Annotated in this window: 17 protein-coding genes; 12 read left to right on the forward strand and 5 right to left on the reverse strand. The window is 68.0% G+C overall.

Annotated features, from left to right (window positions below; genetic code table 11):
- The first annotated feature begins 23 nt into the window (after positions 1-23).
- The 4 genes from AC1DP9_RS07785 (at position 24) to AC1DP9_RS07800 (ending at position 2,109) form a co-directional block, all read left to right on the forward strand.
- The gene (locus AC1DP9_RS07785; protein ID WP_477107090.1) at positions 24-635 is read left to right on the forward strand and encodes a sigma-70 family RNA polymerase sigma factor; all 612 of its coding nucleotides are present in this window, start codon (positions 24-26) and stop codon (positions 633-635) included.
- A 36-nt stretch (positions 636-671) separates the two neighbouring features.
- Complete coding sequence (locus AC1DP9_RS07790) at positions 672-896, forward strand: zf-HC2 domain-containing protein (protein ID WP_441591422.1); 225 nt, start codon at positions 672-674, stop codon at positions 894-896.
- On the forward strand, positions 893-1,108 hold the full coding sequence (locus AC1DP9_RS07795) for a cysteine-rich CWC family protein (protein ID WP_441591424.1): 216 nt from the start codon (positions 893-895) through the stop codon (positions 1,106-1,108). Before AC1DP9_RS07790 ends, AC1DP9_RS07795 begins: the two co-directional genes overlap by 4 nt.
- Before the next feature lie 62 nt (positions 1,109-1,170).
- A complete protein-coding gene (locus AC1DP9_RS07800) occupies positions 1,171-2,109 on the forward strand; it encodes a LysR family transcriptional regulator (RefSeq protein WP_477106989.1) in 939 nt (312 codons plus the stop codon).
- 8 nt (positions 2,110-2,117) lie between these two features.
- Here the strand turns inward: AC1DP9_RS07800 and AC1DP9_RS07805 are convergent, their stop codons facing one another.
- Complete coding sequence (locus AC1DP9_RS07805) at positions 2,118-2,615, reverse strand: copper chaperone PCu(A)C (protein WP_477106990.1); 498 nt, start codon at positions 2,613-2,615, stop codon at positions 2,118-2,120.
- Between the two features lie 276 nt (positions 2,616-2,891).
- Between AC1DP9_RS07805 and AC1DP9_RS07810 the strand changes: the two genes are divergently transcribed.
- Positions 2,892-4,220 (forward strand): ATP-binding protein, encoded by a 1,329-nt coding sequence (locus AC1DP9_RS07810; protein ID WP_255370705.1) that lies wholly within the window; start codon positions 2,892-2,894, stop codon positions 4,218-4,220.
- Positions 4,220-4,813, forward strand: coding sequence for a response regulator transcription factor (locus AC1DP9_RS07815; RefSeq protein WP_092291381.1), 594 nt, complete (start codon positions 4,220-4,222; stop codon positions 4,811-4,813). Before AC1DP9_RS07810 ends, AC1DP9_RS07815 begins: the two co-directional genes overlap by 1 nt.
- A gap of 60 nt (positions 4,814-4,873) precedes the next feature.
- On the opposite strand, the gene AC1DP9_RS07820 is transcribed toward AC1DP9_RS07815, so the two are convergent.
- The 4 genes from AC1DP9_RS07820 to AC1DP9_RS07835 all read right to left on the reverse strand — a co-directional run bounded on the left by AC1DP9_RS07820 (position 4,874) and on the right by AC1DP9_RS07835 (position 8,602).
- Complete coding sequence (locus tag AC1DP9_RS07820; RefSeq protein WP_092291379.1) at positions 4,874-5,245, reverse strand: hypothetical protein; 372 nt, start codon at positions 5,243-5,245, stop codon at positions 4,874-4,876.
- Positions 5,246-5,488: 243 nt separating this feature from the next.
- Positions 5,489-6,820, reverse strand: a complete 1,332-nt coding sequence (gene hslU, locus AC1DP9_RS07825) for an ATP-dependent protease ATPase subunit HslU (RefSeq protein ID WP_477106991.1) — start codon at positions 6,818-6,820, stop codon at positions 5,489-5,491.
- A 48-nt stretch (positions 6,821-6,868) separates the two neighbouring features.
- Entirely contained in the window at positions 6,869-7,405 is a 537-nt protein-coding gene (gene hslV / locus AC1DP9_RS07830; protein ID WP_092291375.1) for an ATP-dependent protease subunit HslV, read from the reverse strand.
- Positions 7,406-7,615: 210 nt separating this feature from the next.
- On the reverse strand, positions 7,616-8,602 hold the full coding sequence (locus tag AC1DP9_RS07835; protein ID WP_092291373.1) for a tripartite tricarboxylate transporter substrate-binding protein: 987 nt from the start codon (positions 8,600-8,602) through the stop codon (positions 7,616-7,618).
- Positions 8,603-8,960: 358 nt separating this feature from the next.
- Here AC1DP9_RS07835 and AC1DP9_RS07840 point away from each other — a divergent pair, with 358 nt between their 5' ends.
- From AC1DP9_RS07840 to AC1DP9_RS07865, 6 genes are all read left to right on the forward strand, one after another.
- Positions 8,961-9,479, forward strand: a complete 519-nt coding sequence (locus AC1DP9_RS07840; RefSeq protein ID WP_092292099.1) for a Fur family transcriptional regulator — start codon at positions 8,961-8,963, stop codon at positions 9,477-9,479.
- 31 nt (positions 9,480-9,510) lie between these two features.
- Entirely contained in the window at positions 9,511-10,605 is a 1,095-nt protein-coding gene (locus AC1DP9_RS07845; protein ID WP_477106992.1) for a CobW family GTP-binding protein, read from the forward strand.
- A gap of 617 nt (positions 10,606-11,222) precedes the next feature.
- Entirely contained in the window at positions 11,223-11,642 is a 420-nt protein-coding gene (gene dksA / locus AC1DP9_RS07850; RefSeq protein ID WP_008642844.1) for an RNA polymerase-binding protein DksA, read from the forward strand.
- Positions 11,643-11,883: 241 nt separating this feature from the next.
- Positions 11,884-13,068 carry a GTP-binding protein gene (locus AC1DP9_RS07855; protein WP_477106993.1) on the forward strand — a complete coding sequence of 395 codons (1,185 nt, stop codon included), beginning with the start codon at positions 11,884-11,886 and terminating at the stop codon, positions 13,066-13,068.
- Positions 13,001-13,486, forward strand: a complete 486-nt coding sequence (locus AC1DP9_RS07860) for a hypothetical protein (RefSeq protein ID WP_477106994.1) — start codon at positions 13,001-13,003, stop codon at positions 13,484-13,486. Before AC1DP9_RS07855 ends, AC1DP9_RS07860 begins: the two co-directional genes overlap by 68 nt.
- 60 nt (positions 13,487-13,546) lie before the next feature.
- Positions 13,547-15,688 carry a TonB-dependent receptor gene (locus AC1DP9_RS07865; RefSeq protein ID WP_477106995.1) on the forward strand — a complete coding sequence of 714 codons (2,142 nt, stop codon included), beginning with the start codon at positions 13,547-13,549 and terminating at the stop codon, positions 15,686-15,688.
- Position 15,689 lies beyond the last annotated feature (1 nt).

Genomic DNA, 15,689 nt, shown 5'->3' on the forward strand with positions numbered 1-15,689 from the left:
GCACGCCCGATGCCGCCCCCGCAATGAGCCTCGATCCCGCCGAATTGCAGGCCGTGCGGCCCTATCTGCTGCGCTTTGCCCGGTTGCAGCTGCGCGACGAAGCGCTCGCCGAAGACGCCGTTTCCGAGACCCTTTTGGCCGCGCTGGAGCATCCGGAGCGCTTTGCAGGCCAGTCAGCGCTGCGCACGTGGCTGGTCGGCATTCTCAAGCACAAGATCGTCGATATCCTGCGCAGCGGCAAGCGCGAGGTGCGCCTGGCGCTGGCCACCGGCGACGATGGCGAGCCGCAATCCGAGCAGGACGCCTTCGACGCGCTGTTCACGCGCAACGGCCACTACCAGCATCCGCCCTCCGACTGGGGCGACCCCGACCGCACTTTCGAGCGCCGCGAGTTCTTCGAAGTGCTGCAAATCTGCGTCGACCGCCTGCCCGCCAAGTCCGCGCGGATTTTCATGATGCGGGAATGGCTCGAACTGGAGACCGAAGAAATCTGTCAGGCCTTGCAGATCAGCGCGACCAACGCATGGGTGATGCTGTACCGCGCCCGCATGCGGCTGCGCGAATGCCTGGAAGTGAAATGGTTCGGCAACCGTGGTGCGAATACAACAGCCGCCCCCGTCGCGCCGTCGCGCTGACCCCACCCCTCTATATAGATAGGCCGAATTCGTCTCATGTCCGAACCCCGCCGCCGCCTGCTGCCGAACTGCGAGGAAATCCATCACCTGACCATGAAGGGCATGGACCAGCCCCTGACGTGGGGGGAGCGGCTGCGCCTGCGCGGCCATCTGGCCATCTGTGCCACGTGTACCCACTTCAGCGGGCAGATGCGGATGATGCGCGAGGCGATGCGGCGGCTTGGGCAGGATGGTGGCGACGGACCCGGCCCGAGGCCATGACCGATCCATCGACCATCCAGACCGGCCAGCTACGCCCCGTGGAGCGGTGCAGCCGCTGCGGCGCGGCCTTCGTCTGCGGCTACGTGGCCGGACTGCCGGAATGCTGGTGCGCCAGCCAGCCGCTGCTGCCTGCGCGGCAGATCGTGGCGGGCCAGCACTGCCTGTGCCCGGATTGCCTGAAGGCCCGGCGGGACGCCTCGCAAAACACTTGAAGCCCTAAAAATTCCGCTCGACGAATGGCATAACCGGACGCATCCGGTTTAATATTCGCCACATGAATAGCCTACGCGGAATCGACCTCAATCTGCTCGTGGTGCTCGAAGCACTGTTTGCCGAGCGCCATATCTCGCGGGCCGCACTGCGGCTGCAACTGAGCCAGCCGGCGGTCAGCCATTCGCTGGCGCGGCTGCGGCAACTGCTCGACGACCCTCTGCTCGTGCGCGGCCAGGGCGGGCTCGTGCTGACGCCCCGCGCGCATGAACTGACTGCCCCGCTGGCCGAGGCGCTGGCGCAGGTGCGTATCCTGCTCGGCCCGGGCGGCTTCCAGCCGTCCATGGCGCGCCGCACCTTCCGCGTGGCGATGTCCGATTACGGCGCACTGGTGGTGCTGCCCCGGCTGCTGCGCACGGTGCGCAAGGCCGCGCCGAACATCGACCTCGTGGTCACGCAAGCCAGCCGCGAGACCATGACGGCGCAGGTGGCCGACGGCGAACTCGACATTGCTTTGGGCGCCTTCACCTACCAGCCGGAAGGCGTGCGCACGGCGGTGCTGTTCGACGATGACTTTGCGTGTGCGGTGGATGCGGCCACGGTGCGCGACACCGGCCGGCTCGATCACGTGGCCTATCTGGCGCGCTCCCACGTGCTGGTGAGCGCGGCGAGCGAGCGCGGGGAGCTGATCGACGCTACCGTGGCGCGCCTGGGCGGTCGCCGCAAGATTGCGTGCACGGTACCGCACTGGAGCGTGGCGCCGGCACTGATCGCCGGGACCAATATGGTCCTGACGGCAGCGCGGCGTACGCTGGCGGCGCTGGAAGATCCGCGCCTGACCATTTTCGAGGCGCCGTTCTCGATTCCCGGCTTCAGCTACAGCATGATCTGGCCCGAGCGGGCCGAGGCCGATCCGGGCCACACCTGGCTGCGTGAGCGGGTGCTGCAGGCGGCGGCAGCGCCGGAATCGGAAGCGGAGGCGGCGATCAGCCTGCGCGGCTGATCCGCGTCTTAGTGCTTGTGATCGCCGTGGCCGGCGGCGCCTGCCGTCGGCGCGCCGGCGGTCAGGTCGCGCACCTGCGCCTTGACCTGCTGCTCGACGATCTTGCCGTTCTGCTCGATCTTCAGCGTCAGCGGCACGGTATCCCCGGCCTTGAGCTGGGACTTCAGCCCCATCAGCATGATGTGATAGCCGCCCGGCTTGAGTTCCACGTCCTGCATCTGCGGCAGGTCCAGCAACGGCACCTGGCGCATGCGCATCACGTTGTTCTCCATCTTCATCTCATGCAGCTCGGCAGCAGCCACGGGCGACGACACGCCCACCAGCTTTGCGGCCGCATGCGCGTGCAGCGTCATGAACGCGCCGGACGCCGACTGCGCCGGCACCGTGCCGCGCACCCAGGCATTGCTCACGTCGACCTGCGCCAACGCGTGTGCGCTGCCCAGCAGGCCGGCCAGGGCCAGGGTGACGATCGAGGCGGCGCGCGGCGCGCGAAAACGGGCTTGCATCGGTAACATCTCCACGAAGTCGACGGAATCGACGGGATCAACGAAATTCAACGAAAGGCGGCTATTAGACCATGGCGCCCCCGAACCTGCCGGGCATGGCAACCGCCTAGTCTGGCAGCGCCGCGGGCCGGCCTGAATGCGGCAAGGTGTCGCACGCCGGGTCGCCGCCGCCGCGCGGCATGGCGGCATTGCTACACTGCCGGCATGCCGCCCTCCCCGCCCCTTACCGCACCGCCGACTCCCGCTGCCTCCGTCGCGCCGGCTCCCGCCCCAGCCATGCCGGGCGGGGCGCCCCAGCGCCACGGCCTGGTGAGCCTGCGCCGCCTGTGCTGGCTGCGCTGGGCGCTGCTGGCGGGGCAGGCGCTGCTGCTGGTGTCGTGCGAGTCGGTGGCCGGCATCCACCTGCCCTACAAGCCGCTGCTTTACCTGTTCGCCGCGCAGGCCATCTTCAATGTGCTGACGGTGGTCCGCCTGCACTGGCACGGGCAGCAGAACACGGTCCCGTCGGACGCCGAACTGATGGCGCAGATGATCGTGGACCTGACCGCGCTGTCGGCCATCCTGTTCTACACCGGCGGCGCCACCAATCCGTTCGTCTCGTTCTACCTGCCCGGGCTGGCCATCGCATCGGCCATCCTGCCGTGGCGCTTCGTCTCGGCGCTCGCGCTCTATGCGCTGGCGTGCTATTCGCTGCTGCTGCTCGAATACGTGCCGCTGCACCTGCACAACCCGGACAACGCGGTGAACTACCACCTGGCCGGCATGTGGCTGAACTTCGTGGCCAGCGCGGTGATGATCGCCTTCTTCGTGGCGCGGCTGTCGGGCGTGCTGCGCCAGCGCGATGCCCAGTTGAACCTCGCCCGCGAGCAACTGCTGCGGGAGTCGCGTGCCGAGGCGTTGAACGACCAGGCGGCGGCTGTCGCGCATGAGATCGGCACGCCGCTGGCCACGCTGGCGGTGATCGCCGGCGAGTTGCGTGGGGATGCCTCCGACGCAGCGCGTGCGAACACGCCACTCGCCGACTACCTCCCCGATTTCCGCACGATGGAGCAGCAGCTGGACCTGTGCCGCTCGATCCTGGCCCGCCTGCGCGCGGACCGCGAACCGCTGGCGCCGCAGCCGCTCGACACCTGGCTCGCGCCGTTCGTCGAACGCTGGCAATTGCGCCATCCGCAGGCCAGCCTGCAATCGACGCTGGCGCCGGACGCGGCTACCCACCCCGTGGACGCCGCGCGTGTGAGCCAGATCCTGACCATCCTGCTGGACAACGCCGCGCGCAGCCAGCAGGCCATGGGCCATGCGATGCGCCAGACGCCGCCGCTGCGGCTGGATATCACCGGCGATGGCCACGCGCTGCGCTTCGCCGTCACCGACCACGGCGGCGGCATCCCCCCGGCGCTGCGCGCGCAACTGGGCGAGGCGCCCGTCGCCAGCACGCACGGCGGCCAGGGCATCGGCCTCTACCTCGCGCAAAGCGCCGCGCGCCAGCTTGGCGGCAGCCTGTCCTGGCAGGACCACCGCGGCGGTGGCACCGTGGCCGTGCTGCGCCTGCCGCTGGCCGGCGCCACCCCGCTCAACCTCACTTCCTCCGACTTCCAACCGTGATGACAGACGCCTCCGCGCCCACCGACGCAACGCCCTTCCTGGTGATCGATGACGACGAGGTCTTCTCGGGCACGCTCGCGCGGGCGCTGACGCGGCGCGGCTATGCGGTGCAGGTGGCCCACCACGGCAGCGCGGCGCTGGCGCTGGCTGCGCGCACGCCGTTTGCCTACGTCACGCTGGATCTGCATCTGGGGCCGCCCGCCGAGGCCAGCGGCACGGCGCAGGCGGAATCGGGCCTGCATCTGGTGGCGCCGCTGCGCGCCGCGCTGCCGGACGCGCGCATCCTCGTGCTGACCGGCTACGCGAGCATTGCCACAGCCGTGGCGGCGGTCAAGCAGGGGGCGGACGAATACCTGGCCAAGCCGGCCAATGTCGATTCGATCCTGACGGCACTGATGGCGGGGATTTCGGAAGAGGCGGCCGAGGCGGCGCTGGAGGAGCCGACGCCGCTATCGGTGGCGCGACTCGAATGGGAGCATATCCAGCGCGTGCTCACCGAGCACGGCGGCAATATCTCGGCCACGGCACGGGCGCTGAACATGCATCGGCGCACCTTGCAGCGCAAGCTCGGCAAGCGGCCGGTGTCGCGATAGTCGCGATAGTCGCGATAGTCGCGATAGTCGCGCTAGGCGCGTCGGGCGAAGCGAAATAACTTACAGACGAAGCTGGACGTAGTCCCAGCCAAGATCATCGGCGGACGATTCATGGTCCACGCCGGCCATGCGCACGGCGTCATTGGCGTGGCGGTCGGCCAGGGTGACCAGCTCGCCCGAGGCGATGGCCAGCGCCGTGGCGGCAGCCTGGCCGCCGTGCGCGGCCTGCCGCTCGGGCTGGTCCGCGTGGACCGAGGCCGAAGCCGGGATCGGCAGCGCGGCGGCGGCGGCCGGGGTCACGGCGGGCCGGACGCACAGGAAGACGGTGGCGGCGGTGATGCTCGCCACCACGCTCGCGGTGGCGATGGCAACGCGGCGCTTGCGCACCTGGTTGCGTTTGAAAAAAAGCGTGCGCGAAGGTTGGCGCGACATAGGCAGACTCCCGGCAGGTGTTTGAAGTGAAATGCGGTGGCTCCCGCTCCGGTCCATCGACCAGCAAGGTGCGCAAGGGTCGCATTTCGACGAGGTCCGGCGCCAGCATGCTTACCAATGCTTACGGTCGTTACTGGCGGGAGGCATCCGCGCGGGCCGCTGACACATGCCGGTCAAGACCCCAAAACAAAACGAGCCAGACATCGGTCTGGCTCGTTGTTCCTTCAAACCCGCCGGGGCGGCTTACAGCACGTAGCGCGACAGGTCCTCGTTGCCGGCCAGGTCGGCCAGGCGCTCATCGACATACTTGCCGTCGATGGTCACCGTCTCGCCCGAGGAGCGGGTGGCGTGGAACGACAGGTCTTCCAGCAGCCGCTCCATCACCGTGTACAGCCGGCGCGCGCCGATGTTCTCGACCTTCTCGTTCACCGAGAACGCGATCTCGGCCAGCCGGCGGATGCCGTCCTGCGCGAACTGCAGGTCCACCTCTTCCGTCTTCAGCAGCGCCTGGTACTGCTTGGTCAGGCTGGCGTCGGTCTGGGTGAGGATGGCCTCGAAGTCCTGCACGGACAGCGACTCCAGTTCCACGCGGATCGGGAAACGGCCCTGCAGTTCGGGAATCAGGTCGCTCGGCTTGCTCAGGTGGAACGCGCCCGAGGCGATGAACAGGATGTGGTCGGTCTTGATCATCCCGTACTTGGTGTTCACCGTGGTGCCTTCCACCAGCGGCAGCAGGTCGCGCTGCACGCCCTGGCGCGACACCTCGCCGCCGCCCACATCGCTGCGGCTGGCGATCTTGTCGATCTCGTCCAGGAACACGATGCCGTTCTGCTCGACGTTGGCGATGGCCTTGTGCTTCAGCTCCTCCTCGTTGACGAGCTTGGCGGCCTCTTCGTCGACCAGCAGCTTGAACGCTTCCTTGACCTTCATCTTGCGGCGATGCTTCTTGCCCTGGCCCAGCCCGGCGAACATCGTGCGGATCTGCTCGGTCATGTCCTCCATGCCCGGCGGGCCCATGATGTCCATGCTCGGCTGGCCGGCGGCCACTTCCAGCTCGATATCCTTGTCATCGAGCTGGCCCTCGCGCAGCTTCTTGCGGAAGGCCTGGCGCGTGTTCGAGTCCTTGTCCTCGGTCTGGGCGAAGCCGATGTCGCGCGGCGGCGGCAGCAGCACGTCCAGCATGCGGTCCTCGGCGGCGTCCTCGGCCTTGGTGCGCACCTTCTTCATTTCCGATTCGCGCGTCTGCTTGATGGCCATCTCGGCCAGGTCGCGCACGATGGTGTCCACGTCGCGGCCCACGTAGCCCACTTCGGTGAACTTGGTGGCCTCGATCTTGATGAACGGCGCATCGGCCAGCTTGGCCAGCCGGCGCGCGATCTCGGTCTTGCCCACGCCGGTGGGCCCGATCATCAGGATGTTCTTCGGGGTGATTTCCTGGCGCAGCGGGTCTTCCACCTGCTGGCGGCGCCAGCGGTTGCGCAGCGCCACGGCCACGGCCTTCTTGGCCTTGTTCTGGCCGATGATGTGCTTGTCGAGTTCGGAAACGATTTCCGACGGGGTCATGGTTTGCGACATGGTATCCGGGGGTTCAGTGCGGTGCGGTGCAGCGCCAGCGGGCGACGCTTATTCCAGCGTCTCGATGACGAAGTTCGTGTTCGTGTAGATGCAGAGCTCGCCGGCGATGGTCAGCGCCTTCTCGACCACGTCCTGGGGAGCCAGTTCGGTGTTCTCGATCAGCGCCTTGGCCGCCGACTGCGCGTACGCACCGCCCGAGCCGATGGCCGCGATGCCGCCCTCGGGGTCCAGCACGTCGCCGTTGCCGGTAATGACCAGCGTGGTGTCGCGGTCGGCCGTGATCAGCATGGCCTCGAGCCGGCGCAGCGCGCGGTCCGAGCGCCAGTCCTTGGCCAGGTCCACCGCGGCGCGGGTCAGGTTGCCCTGGTACTTCTCGAGCTTGGCCTCGAAGCGGTCGAGCAGCGAGAAGGCGTCGGCCGTGCTGCCGGCAAACCCGACCAGCACCTTGCCGTTGTAGATGCGGCGCACCTTGCGCGCCGTACCCTTCATCACGATATTGCCGAGAGTGACCTGGCCGTCACCGCCGAGCGCAACCTGGTTGCCGCGTCGGACGCTGACGATGGTAGTGCCGTGATACTGTTCCATGGTGCCTTCGTGGTCCTTCTGTGATCTGTGGAGTGTGTCAGGGGGTAGGTGGCGACACGCGGCGCGCTTTCAAGAGCCGCACGCATCACAGGCGCCCGCCACGGGCAATCCCCACAATATAGAAGGCGCCGGGCGGGCGCCAAAACAAAAAGGCCACGCATCGCTGCGTGGCCTTCTGCCTTCCGGGCTGGCGCGGGGGTTAGTCCGTGCTTAGTCCGCGTACACACCGGCCTTCTTGATTACCGGCGTCCACTTGTTGATTTCCGCCGTCAGGAACGTGCGCAGCGACTCCGGCGTGGCGCGCTGGGCCGGCACGGCCTCGGCGCCGAGTTCCGCCATCTTGGCGCGGAACGTCGGGTCAGCCACGGCCTTCTGCAGCGCGGCGGAGAGCTTGTCGATCACCGGCTTCGGCGTGCCCTTCGGCGCGTACATGGCGTGCCAGATCTTCACTTCCACGCCCGGCAGGCCCTGCTCGGCCGCGGTCGGGATGTCCTTGAACGCCTCCACGCGGCGCGACTGCATGGCCGCGTACGGCTTCAGCGCGCCAGCCTTCAGCTGGCCGGCGATGTTGGTGGTCTGGTCGCACATCAGGTTGACCTGGCCGCCCAGGATGTCCGTCAGCGCCGGCGCCGTGCCCTTGTACGGCACGGTGGTCAGCTCGGTCTGGATCGCGCTCTGGAACAGCAGGCCGCACAGGTGCGAGGCCGAGCCGATGCCGGCGTTGGCCATCGACAGCTTGCTGGCATTGGCCTTGATGTACGGCAGCAGGTCCTTGAAGGTAGCCGGCGGCAGTTGCTTGTTGCCGACCAGCACCATCGGCACGTCGGCCACTTCACCGACCATCTCGAAGTCCTTCAGCGGGTCGAAGCCCAGGTTCCGGTACAGCGCCGGGGCCGTGGACATGCCGATGTGGTGGATCAGGATGGTGTAGCCATCGCCCTTGGACTGGGCCACCTTCTTGGCACCGATGGTGCCGCCGGCACCGCCGAGGTTCTCGATCACGATGGTGGTGCCCAGGTGCTTGGACATGACCATGGTCAGCTCGCGCGCCACCTTGTCGGTCGGGCCGCCAGCCGCGAACGGCACCACGGCCTGGACCGGCTTGTTGCCCGGATATTCCTGAGCCTGCGCCCCCGTGAAAACGCCCACGCCGGCAACAGCCAGCGCGGCCGCGAAATGCATTGCAACTCGTTTCATTACTGTCTCTCCTGGATACCCTGCTTTTCCCGTTCTCACCGTCCGCCTTGCCTCCTCCTCTTTACACCCCTTGCCGCCGGCCGGGCCGCCCGGGAGGCGGCGCCGCCGGTCGCGGTCCATATTGGAAACACGCGGTGACCATCGGCTCAATGTATGGGAAGCGAACAGCAACTGACCCCGCTGACAGGCGGAGCCGGAGGTGGATGTTAGCAACCTGAAAGATTAGCGAGGTATAGGGGCTAACCCGCGAGAAAGCGGCGTTTTCGGCGGATTCGCCACGCTTGCGCCGCGCTCGTGCCGCGCAGCCGCTTACGCAACTGAATTGCATCGACCCGGGCGCTATGGTTAAATGGCCCGCATGACACGCACCATCCCGCATCCGGCCGCCCAGGCAGCCGGGCCGCTCCCCGACGCCACGCTGGACGCTGCGCAGGCGCGCCTGCGCCAGCTTGGCGCGCGCGTGACGCAGCCGCGCGTGGCCATCCTCGCCTGCCTGATCGACGCCGAGGACCCGCTCACGCACCAGGCCGTGATCGACCGCCTGCCGGCCGATGGCGACGTGGACCGCGTCACGGTCTACCGCGTGCTCGACTGGCTGGTCGAGCAGGGGCTGGCGCAGAAGCGCGCGGGCCATGACCGCGTGTTCCGCTTCACGCTGGTGGAGCACGAGGCCGCGCGCGCCGAAGTCCATCGCCAGCACAGCCATTTCCACTGCACCCGCTGCGACCGCACGTTCTGCCTCGAGGCGGCCGGCGTGCCCGCGCCGTCGGTAGCGCCCAAGGTGCCGCGCGGCTTTGCCGTCGAGCACGTGGAGCTGACCGTCAACGGCGTGTGCGCCGAATGCGGCCGCACGCGCGGCGCCGGCGACGCCCACTAGGCGCCGCAAACCTTTCCCGGAGTTCCAAGACATGTCCAAACTGATCCCGGTCACGATCCTGACGGGCTTCCTCGGCAGCGGCAAGACCACGCTGCTCAAGCGCATCCTCACCGAGCAGCACGGCATGAAAATCGCCGTCATCGAGAACGAGTTCGGCGAGGAGAACATCGACAACGAGATCCTGGTGCAGGACGGCCGCGAGCAGATCGTCCAGATGAGCAACGGCTGCATCTGCTGCACGATCCGGGGCGACCTGGTGCAGGCGCTGTCCGACCTGATCACGCAGCGCGACGAAGGCAAGCTCGATTTCGACCGCGTGGTGATCGAGACCACCGGCGTGGCCAACCCGGGCCCGGTGGCGCAGACCTTCTTCATGGACGAGGAAATCGCCGCGCGCTACCTGCTGGACGCCGTGATCACGCTGGTGGACGCCAAGCACGGCAACCTCCAGCTGGACAAGCAGGAGGAAGCGCAGCGCCAGGTGGGCTTTGCCGACGCCATCTTCATCACCAAGTCCGACCTGGTGCCCGAGGCCGAGGTGGCCGACCTGCGCCATCGCCTGCTGCACATGAACCCGCGCGCGCCGATCCGCACCGCCAACTTCGGCGAGACCCCGATCGACACGATTTTCGACCTGCGCGGCTTCAACCTGAACGAGAAGCTCGAGATCGACCCCGATTTCCTGCGCGCCGAGGCCCATGAGCACGATGAGCACGACCATGACCACGATCATGGCCACGTGCACGACGAGCACTGCGGCCACGACCACGATGACCACGACCACGGTCACGGGCATGGCGTGCACGACCACCACCACCATCACCACCACACGGACCACATCGCCTCGTTCGTCTTCCGCAGCGACAAGCCGTTCCACTACGGCAAGCTCGAGGAATTCCTGTCGGGCATCCTGTCGGTCTATGGCGAGAAGCTGCTGCGCTACAAGGGCGTGCTCTATATGGAAGGCGTGGACCGCAAGGTGGTGTTCCAGGGCGTGCACCAGCTGATGGGCAGCGACATCGGCGCCAAGTGGGAAGACGAGACCCCGGTCACCAAGATGGTTTTCATCGGCGTGGACCTGCCGCGCGATGCCATCCTCAAGGGACTGGCCGCCTGCCTGGCCTGAGCCCCTCCCACCCGATGTGAAGCAACCGCCGCATCCTGTGGCGGTTGCCGCCGGACCGGTTTTCCGCCCACCCTTCCCCTCCTTTGGGCGGGGTACCGGGAAAACTCCTGTCTCTTGTCCGGCTTTCTCCCATATCTACGAAAAACTTGTTCAAGTACAATAGGCCGGATTTGATACGGGCGACGCACGTTTGAGCGGCGCCGGTATTGGCAGGGCGGCGGTCGTCGTCAGCATGAGGCGGGCCGCCGGCAGGCGCGGTCGCAGTGCTTCATGCGGAGACCGCCCTCCGCTTGGGGTACCTTGGCAACAGCGCCGTCACTCGTCGACGCGTAGAGAGAGGTGTCCCCATGACAGCCGCAACGAAGACCAAAGAAAGCCGCAGCAAGACAGGCACCGCTGCGGCGGAGACGCCAGACGCGCAGCCAGCAGTGAAGGCAGCGCCAGCTCCCCGCGGCAGTACGGCGCACGCCGATGCGGGCGAGGCCAAGGGAGGCACGCGAAGCAGCAAGACTGCAGCCAGCCAGAGTGAACCGACCGCACCGCGCAAGCGGGCGGCCACTGCACCCGAGCGGACCAAGACGCCGCCGGTCGCATCAACAAGAGAATCAGCAGCAACCATGAGCAGCAACAAACTTCTGACTGAAGCTGAAATCCTGAAGATGAGCGACAAGGATTACATGAACGAGGCGCAACTGGCCTTCTTCAAGAATCGCCTTGAGCAGCTTCGCGACGAAATCCTCAAGAATGCGGACCAGACCACGGAACACCTGCGCGAGACGGTGATCGTGCCGGACCCGGCCGACCGCGCCACCATCGAGGAAGAACACGCCCTCGAGCTGCGCACCCGCGACCGCGAGCGCAAGCTGCTGAAGAAGGTGGAGCAGTCGCTGCAGCGCATCGAGTCCGGCGACTACGGCTGGTGCGAGGAAACCGGCGAGCCGATCGGCGTGCCGCGCCTGCTGGCCCGCCCCACGGCCACGCTGTCGCTGGAAGCCCAGCAGCGCCGCGAACTGCGCCAGAAGCTGTTCGGGGACTGATCTCCCGCCCCGCTCCGACAAACACGGCCCGGTCATCCGGGCCGTTTTGTTTGGTGACACATTGATGACGCGCCGGTGCCGGGCGGTTTGTCTCACGGCGGCCACGGCACTACCATTGGCAGGACACCTACCCACCTGGCCGGGCTGTCGTCCGGAGCGGCTTTCTGCTACAGTCGCAACCTTGTTGCAATAACACCTTGCGCGCCGCTTTGGCGCGCCCATCGCCGAAATCGCCCGTTCCATGGCTCCTCGTCTGCCCGTCACCGTACTGTCCGGCTTCTCCGGCGCCGGCAAGACCACCGTGCTGCAACACCTGCTCGCGCAGGGCGGCGCGCGCGTGGCCGTGGCCGCGAGCCAGGGCGACCTGCTGGCCGAGGTAGACCGGCTGGCGCAGGCCGGCCAGCACGACTACGTGGTGGCGGAGGCCCAGGCCACCGAAGAGCCGCTCGGCATTGCCGAGGGCTTCGCCTTCGAGGACGCCCACGGCGACGCCCCGGCGGGCGTGGCGCATCTGGACACCCTGGTCACGGTGGTCGATGCCGAGCGCTTCCTGCGCGACTATCACGACGCCCATTTCCTGTCCGAGCGCGGCCTGGCCGCCCATGACGACGACGACCGTACCGTCGTGGACGTGCTGATCGACCAGATCGAAGTCGCCGACGTCATCGTCATCAACAAGATCGACCTGGTCGATGCCGGCCAGCTCGGCCGCCTGCACGCCGTGCTGCACGCGCTGAACCCGCGCGCGGACCTCGTCGATGCGAGCCACGGCAAGGTGCCGGCCGGGCGCGTGCTCGGCACGGGCCGCTTCGACCCGGACGCCACCCCGAATGCCGCCGGCTGGCAGGTGGCGCTGCAGGGCGAGCCGGTGCCGGCCGCCGCTGGCATGGGGGCCCTGCTGTACCGCCGGCGCCGCCCGTTCCATCCGCAGCGTTTCGCGGACCTGATTCATACCGAATGGATGCGCGAGCATGGCGACGTGCTGCGCTCCCGGGGCATCTTCTGGCTGGCCAGCCGCATGGACATTGCCGGCGACTGGCATCAGGCAGGCGGCGTGTGCCGCCCCGGTGCCGCCGGCGCCTGGTGGGCCGCGATCGACGCCGAGGAATGGCCGGCTGACGCCGCCTCGCGCGCCGGTATCGAGGCCGATATGGTCGATGACGGCCTGCCCGCCGAGTACGGCGACCGCCGCCAGGAACTCGTGCTGATCGGCGAGAATCTCGACGCCCCGGGGCTCGAGGCCCGGCTGGACACCTGCCTGCTGACCGACGCCGAACTCGCGGCGGGCCCCGAAGCATGGGCGGCCTACCCCGACCCGTTCCCCGACTGGGGCGACGCCTTCGGTGACGATCACGATCATGACCACGCGCACGACCATGACCACGATCATGGCGATGACGCGTGCGATTGCGGCCATGCGCACTGAAGCCACCTTTCTCGCCGACCGCATCGGCGGCCGGATGGCCCGCTGGCGTGCCCACGGCCCCGGCCTCTGGACCGCGCTGTGCCTCGTGCTGGGCCTGCTGCTGGCCCAGCACGCGGGCCTGATCCACCGCGTGATGCACGGCGGCCTGCCGGGCATGACGGCCCCGGTGACGGCTGAAGCCGCCACTGACAGCACCGACACCCATACCGACACCTTCGCGCTCAAGCTCGGCCTGCACTCGTGCGTGCTGTTCGATGGCGCGACGCTGGCTGACAGCCACCACGGCAGCGTCGACCTGCCGGTGCTGGCCTTCGGCAAGCCGGTCAAGCCGGCCAGCCTCGCCTGGCGTTGGCCCGACCTGCCCGCCGCCCGGCCCTTCCACTCTCGCGCCCCGCCTGCCTCGCCCGTCTTCGCCTGATCGCGCGGCTGCGGTGTGAACCGCCGCCCGCGCTTCGTCATCGAATTCGAATCGCGAGCCATGTCCTCCCCTATTCACTTCTCCTCGGCGGTGCGCCGCACCCCGCTGGCGGCCGTTGCCGCCTTTCTCGTCACCGCCGGCTTCACCGCTGGCGCCTCGGCTCAGGAAGCCGCGACTCCGGTTGCCCCTCAGGCCGCCCCGCAAACCCTCAAGGAAGTGGTGGTCACCGCCAATCCGCTCGGCAGCGACCTCAACGACATGGTCGCGCCGGTCTCCTCGCTCGGCGGGGACGCCTTGGCCGTGCGCCAGGCCAGCACACTCGGCGAGACGCTGAACAGCCTGCCCGGTGTGACGTCGACCTATTTCGGCCCGAACTCGAGCCGGCCGATCATCCGGGGGCTCGATGGCGACCGCATCAAGGTGCTCCAGAACGGCGGTTCCACGCTGGACGCCTCCACGCTGTCCTATGACCACGCGGTGCCCATCGACCCGCTGGTGGCCGAGAAGATCGAAGTGGTACGCGGCCCGGCCGCGCTGATGTACGGCGGCAGCGCCATCGGCGGCGTGGTGAATGTGATCGATAACCGCATCCCGCGCGACCCGATTACCGGCGTGAGCGGCGCGGCGGACGTGAGCGGCACCATCGGCGGCGACAAGGGCCGCAACGCCAGCGGCCTGATCGAGGCCGGCAATGGCCAGTTCGCCGTGCACGCCGACGCCTTCGTGCGCCAGACCAGCGACCTGAAGATCCCCGGCTACGCACGCAGCGGCAACCTGCGCGCCACCCAGCCGCTGCCCGAGGGCGAGAGCGAGGCCTACGGCAAGATCCCGAACACCAACGCGCACCAGGAAGGCGGCGCGATGGGCGGCGCCTACACCTGGAACGACGGCTTCGTCGGCGCCAACTTCTCGACCTATCGCAACGACTACGGCACCCCGGCCGAAGCCGACGCGCGCATCAAGATGCGCCAGGACCGCTACGCGGTGGAGGGCGAGGCGCGCAATTTGTCGAACAACACCGGTGGCTTTATCGAGGCGGTGAAGGGCAAGTTCAGCTACACCGACTACGAACACCGCGAGATCGAGGACGGCGAGACCGGCACGATCTTCAAGAACCACGGCTGGGACGCCCGCCTGGAAGCCACGCACGGCAAGATCGGCAACATGACCGGGGTGATCGGCACGCAGTTCGGCCACACCAACTTCTCCGCGCTGGGCGAGGAGGCGTTCGTGCCGAGCACCGCCACGGACAACGCCGCCATCTTCGTGTTCGAGGAAATGCCGCTGGTGGCCTCGGGCGACCTGAAGCTGAACCTCGGCGGCCGGCTGGACCACAGCAGCGTCAAGGCCAGCGCCAACGGCAACGACCGCTTTACCGATGCGAACCGCAGCTTCAACGCGGGCAGCGCTTCGGCCGGGCTGCTGTGGAAGCTGGACCCGGTGTGGTCGGTGACCACGAACCTGTCCTACACCGAGCGCGCGCCCACGTTCTACGAGCTGTACGCCAACGGCCCCCACCTGGCCACCGGCTCTTACGAGGTAGGCGACCCCAACGCGAACAAGGAGCGCGCCACCTCGCTGGACCTGGGCGTGCGCTTCAAGCAGGGCGCGCATAGCGGCTCGCTCTCGGGCTACTACAGCCGATTCCAGAACTACCTGGCGCTGGTGAATTCGGGCAGCTTCCGCGACGCGGAAGGCAATGTGGTGGCCGCCGGCAGTGACGGCGCGCTGCCGGAGCTGCAATACCTCGGCGTGCCGGCCACGCTGTATGGCTTCGAGGCCGAAGGCAAGACGCGGCTGCTGCAGAAGATGCTGACGACCAGCGACACGCTGGACTTCGAAGCCCGCGCCGACTACGTCCACGGCGAGAACCGCAACACCGGCGAGGCCCTGCCGCGCCTGTCCCCGCTGCGGCTGGGCGGCGCGCTGGTCTACGGCGCCGGCCCGTGGGGCGCGCGCATGGACGTGAACTGGAACGCGCGCCAGAGCCGCGTGCCGAGCGGCGACACGCCCACCGACGCGTACACCACGCTGGGCGTGGCGCTGACGTACAAGCTCAAGGTATCGGGCGTGCAGACGCTGTTCTACGTGCGCGGCGACAACCTCACCAACGAGGAAGCCCGCAGCGCCACGTCGATCCTGCGCGACATCGCCCCGCTGCCGGGCCGCAGCGTCAAGATCGGCATGCGGACGTCGTTCTAAG

This window comes from Cupriavidus sp. 01L43 (assembly GCF_056399925.1).

Coding starts and splice junctions, on each gene's coding strand:
- AC1DP9_RS07785 (WP_477107090.1), top strand. CDS start 24: ATGAGCCTCGATCCCGCCGAATTGCAGGCCGTGCGGCCCTATCTGCTG.
- AC1DP9_RS07790 (WP_441591422.1), top strand. CDS start 672: ATGTCCGAACCCCGCCGCCGCCTGCTGCCGAACTGCGAGGAAATCCAT.
- AC1DP9_RS07795 (WP_441591424.1), top strand. CDS start 893: ATGACCGATCCATCGACCATCCAGACCGGCCAGCTACGCCCCGTGGAG.
- AC1DP9_RS07800 (WP_477106989.1), top strand. CDS start 1,171: ATGAATAGCCTACGCGGAATCGACCTCAATCTGCTCGTGGTGCTCGAA.
- AC1DP9_RS07805 (WP_477106990.1), bottom strand. CDS start 2,615: ATGCAAGCCCGTTTTCGCGCGCCGCGCGCCGCCTCGATCGTCACCCTG.
- AC1DP9_RS07810 (WP_255370705.1), top strand. CDS start 2,892: ATGCCGGGCGGGGCGCCCCAGCGCCACGGCCTGGTGAGCCTGCGCCGC.
- AC1DP9_RS07815 (WP_092291381.1), top strand. CDS start 4,220: ATGACAGACGCCTCCGCGCCCACCGACGCAACGCCCTTCCTGGTGATC.
- AC1DP9_RS07820 (WP_092291379.1), bottom strand. CDS start 5,245: ATGTCGCGCCAACCTTCGCGCACGCTTTTTTTCAAACGCAACCAGGTG.
- hslU (WP_477106991.1), bottom strand. CDS start 6,820: ATGTCGCAAACCATGACCCCGTCGGAAATCGTTTCCGAACTCGACAAG.
- hslV (WP_092291375.1), bottom strand. CDS start 7,405: ATGGAACAGTATCACGGCACTACCATCGTCAGCGTCCGACGCGGCAAC.
- AC1DP9_RS07835 (WP_092291373.1), bottom strand. CDS start 8,602: ATGAAACGAGTTGCAATGCATTTCGCGGCCGCGCTGGCTGTTGCCGGC.
- AC1DP9_RS07840 (WP_092292099.1), top strand. CDS start 8,961: ATGACACGCACCATCCCGCATCCGGCCGCCCAGGCAGCCGGGCCGCTC.
- AC1DP9_RS07845 (WP_477106992.1), top strand. CDS start 9,511: ATGTCCAAACTGATCCCGGTCACGATCCTGACGGGCTTCCTCGGCAGC.
- dksA (WP_008642844.1), top strand. CDS start 11,223: ATGAGCAGCAACAAACTTCTGACTGAAGCTGAAATCCTGAAGATGAGC.
- AC1DP9_RS07855 (WP_477106993.1), top strand. CDS start 11,884: ATGGCTCCTCGTCTGCCCGTCACCGTACTGTCCGGCTTCTCCGGCGCC.
- AC1DP9_RS07860 (WP_477106994.1), top strand. CDS start 13,001: ATGACCACGCGCACGACCATGACCACGATCATGGCGATGACGCGTGCG.
- AC1DP9_RS07865 (WP_477106995.1), top strand. CDS start 13,547: ATGTCCTCCCCTATTCACTTCTCCTCGGCGGTGCGCCGCACCCCGCTG.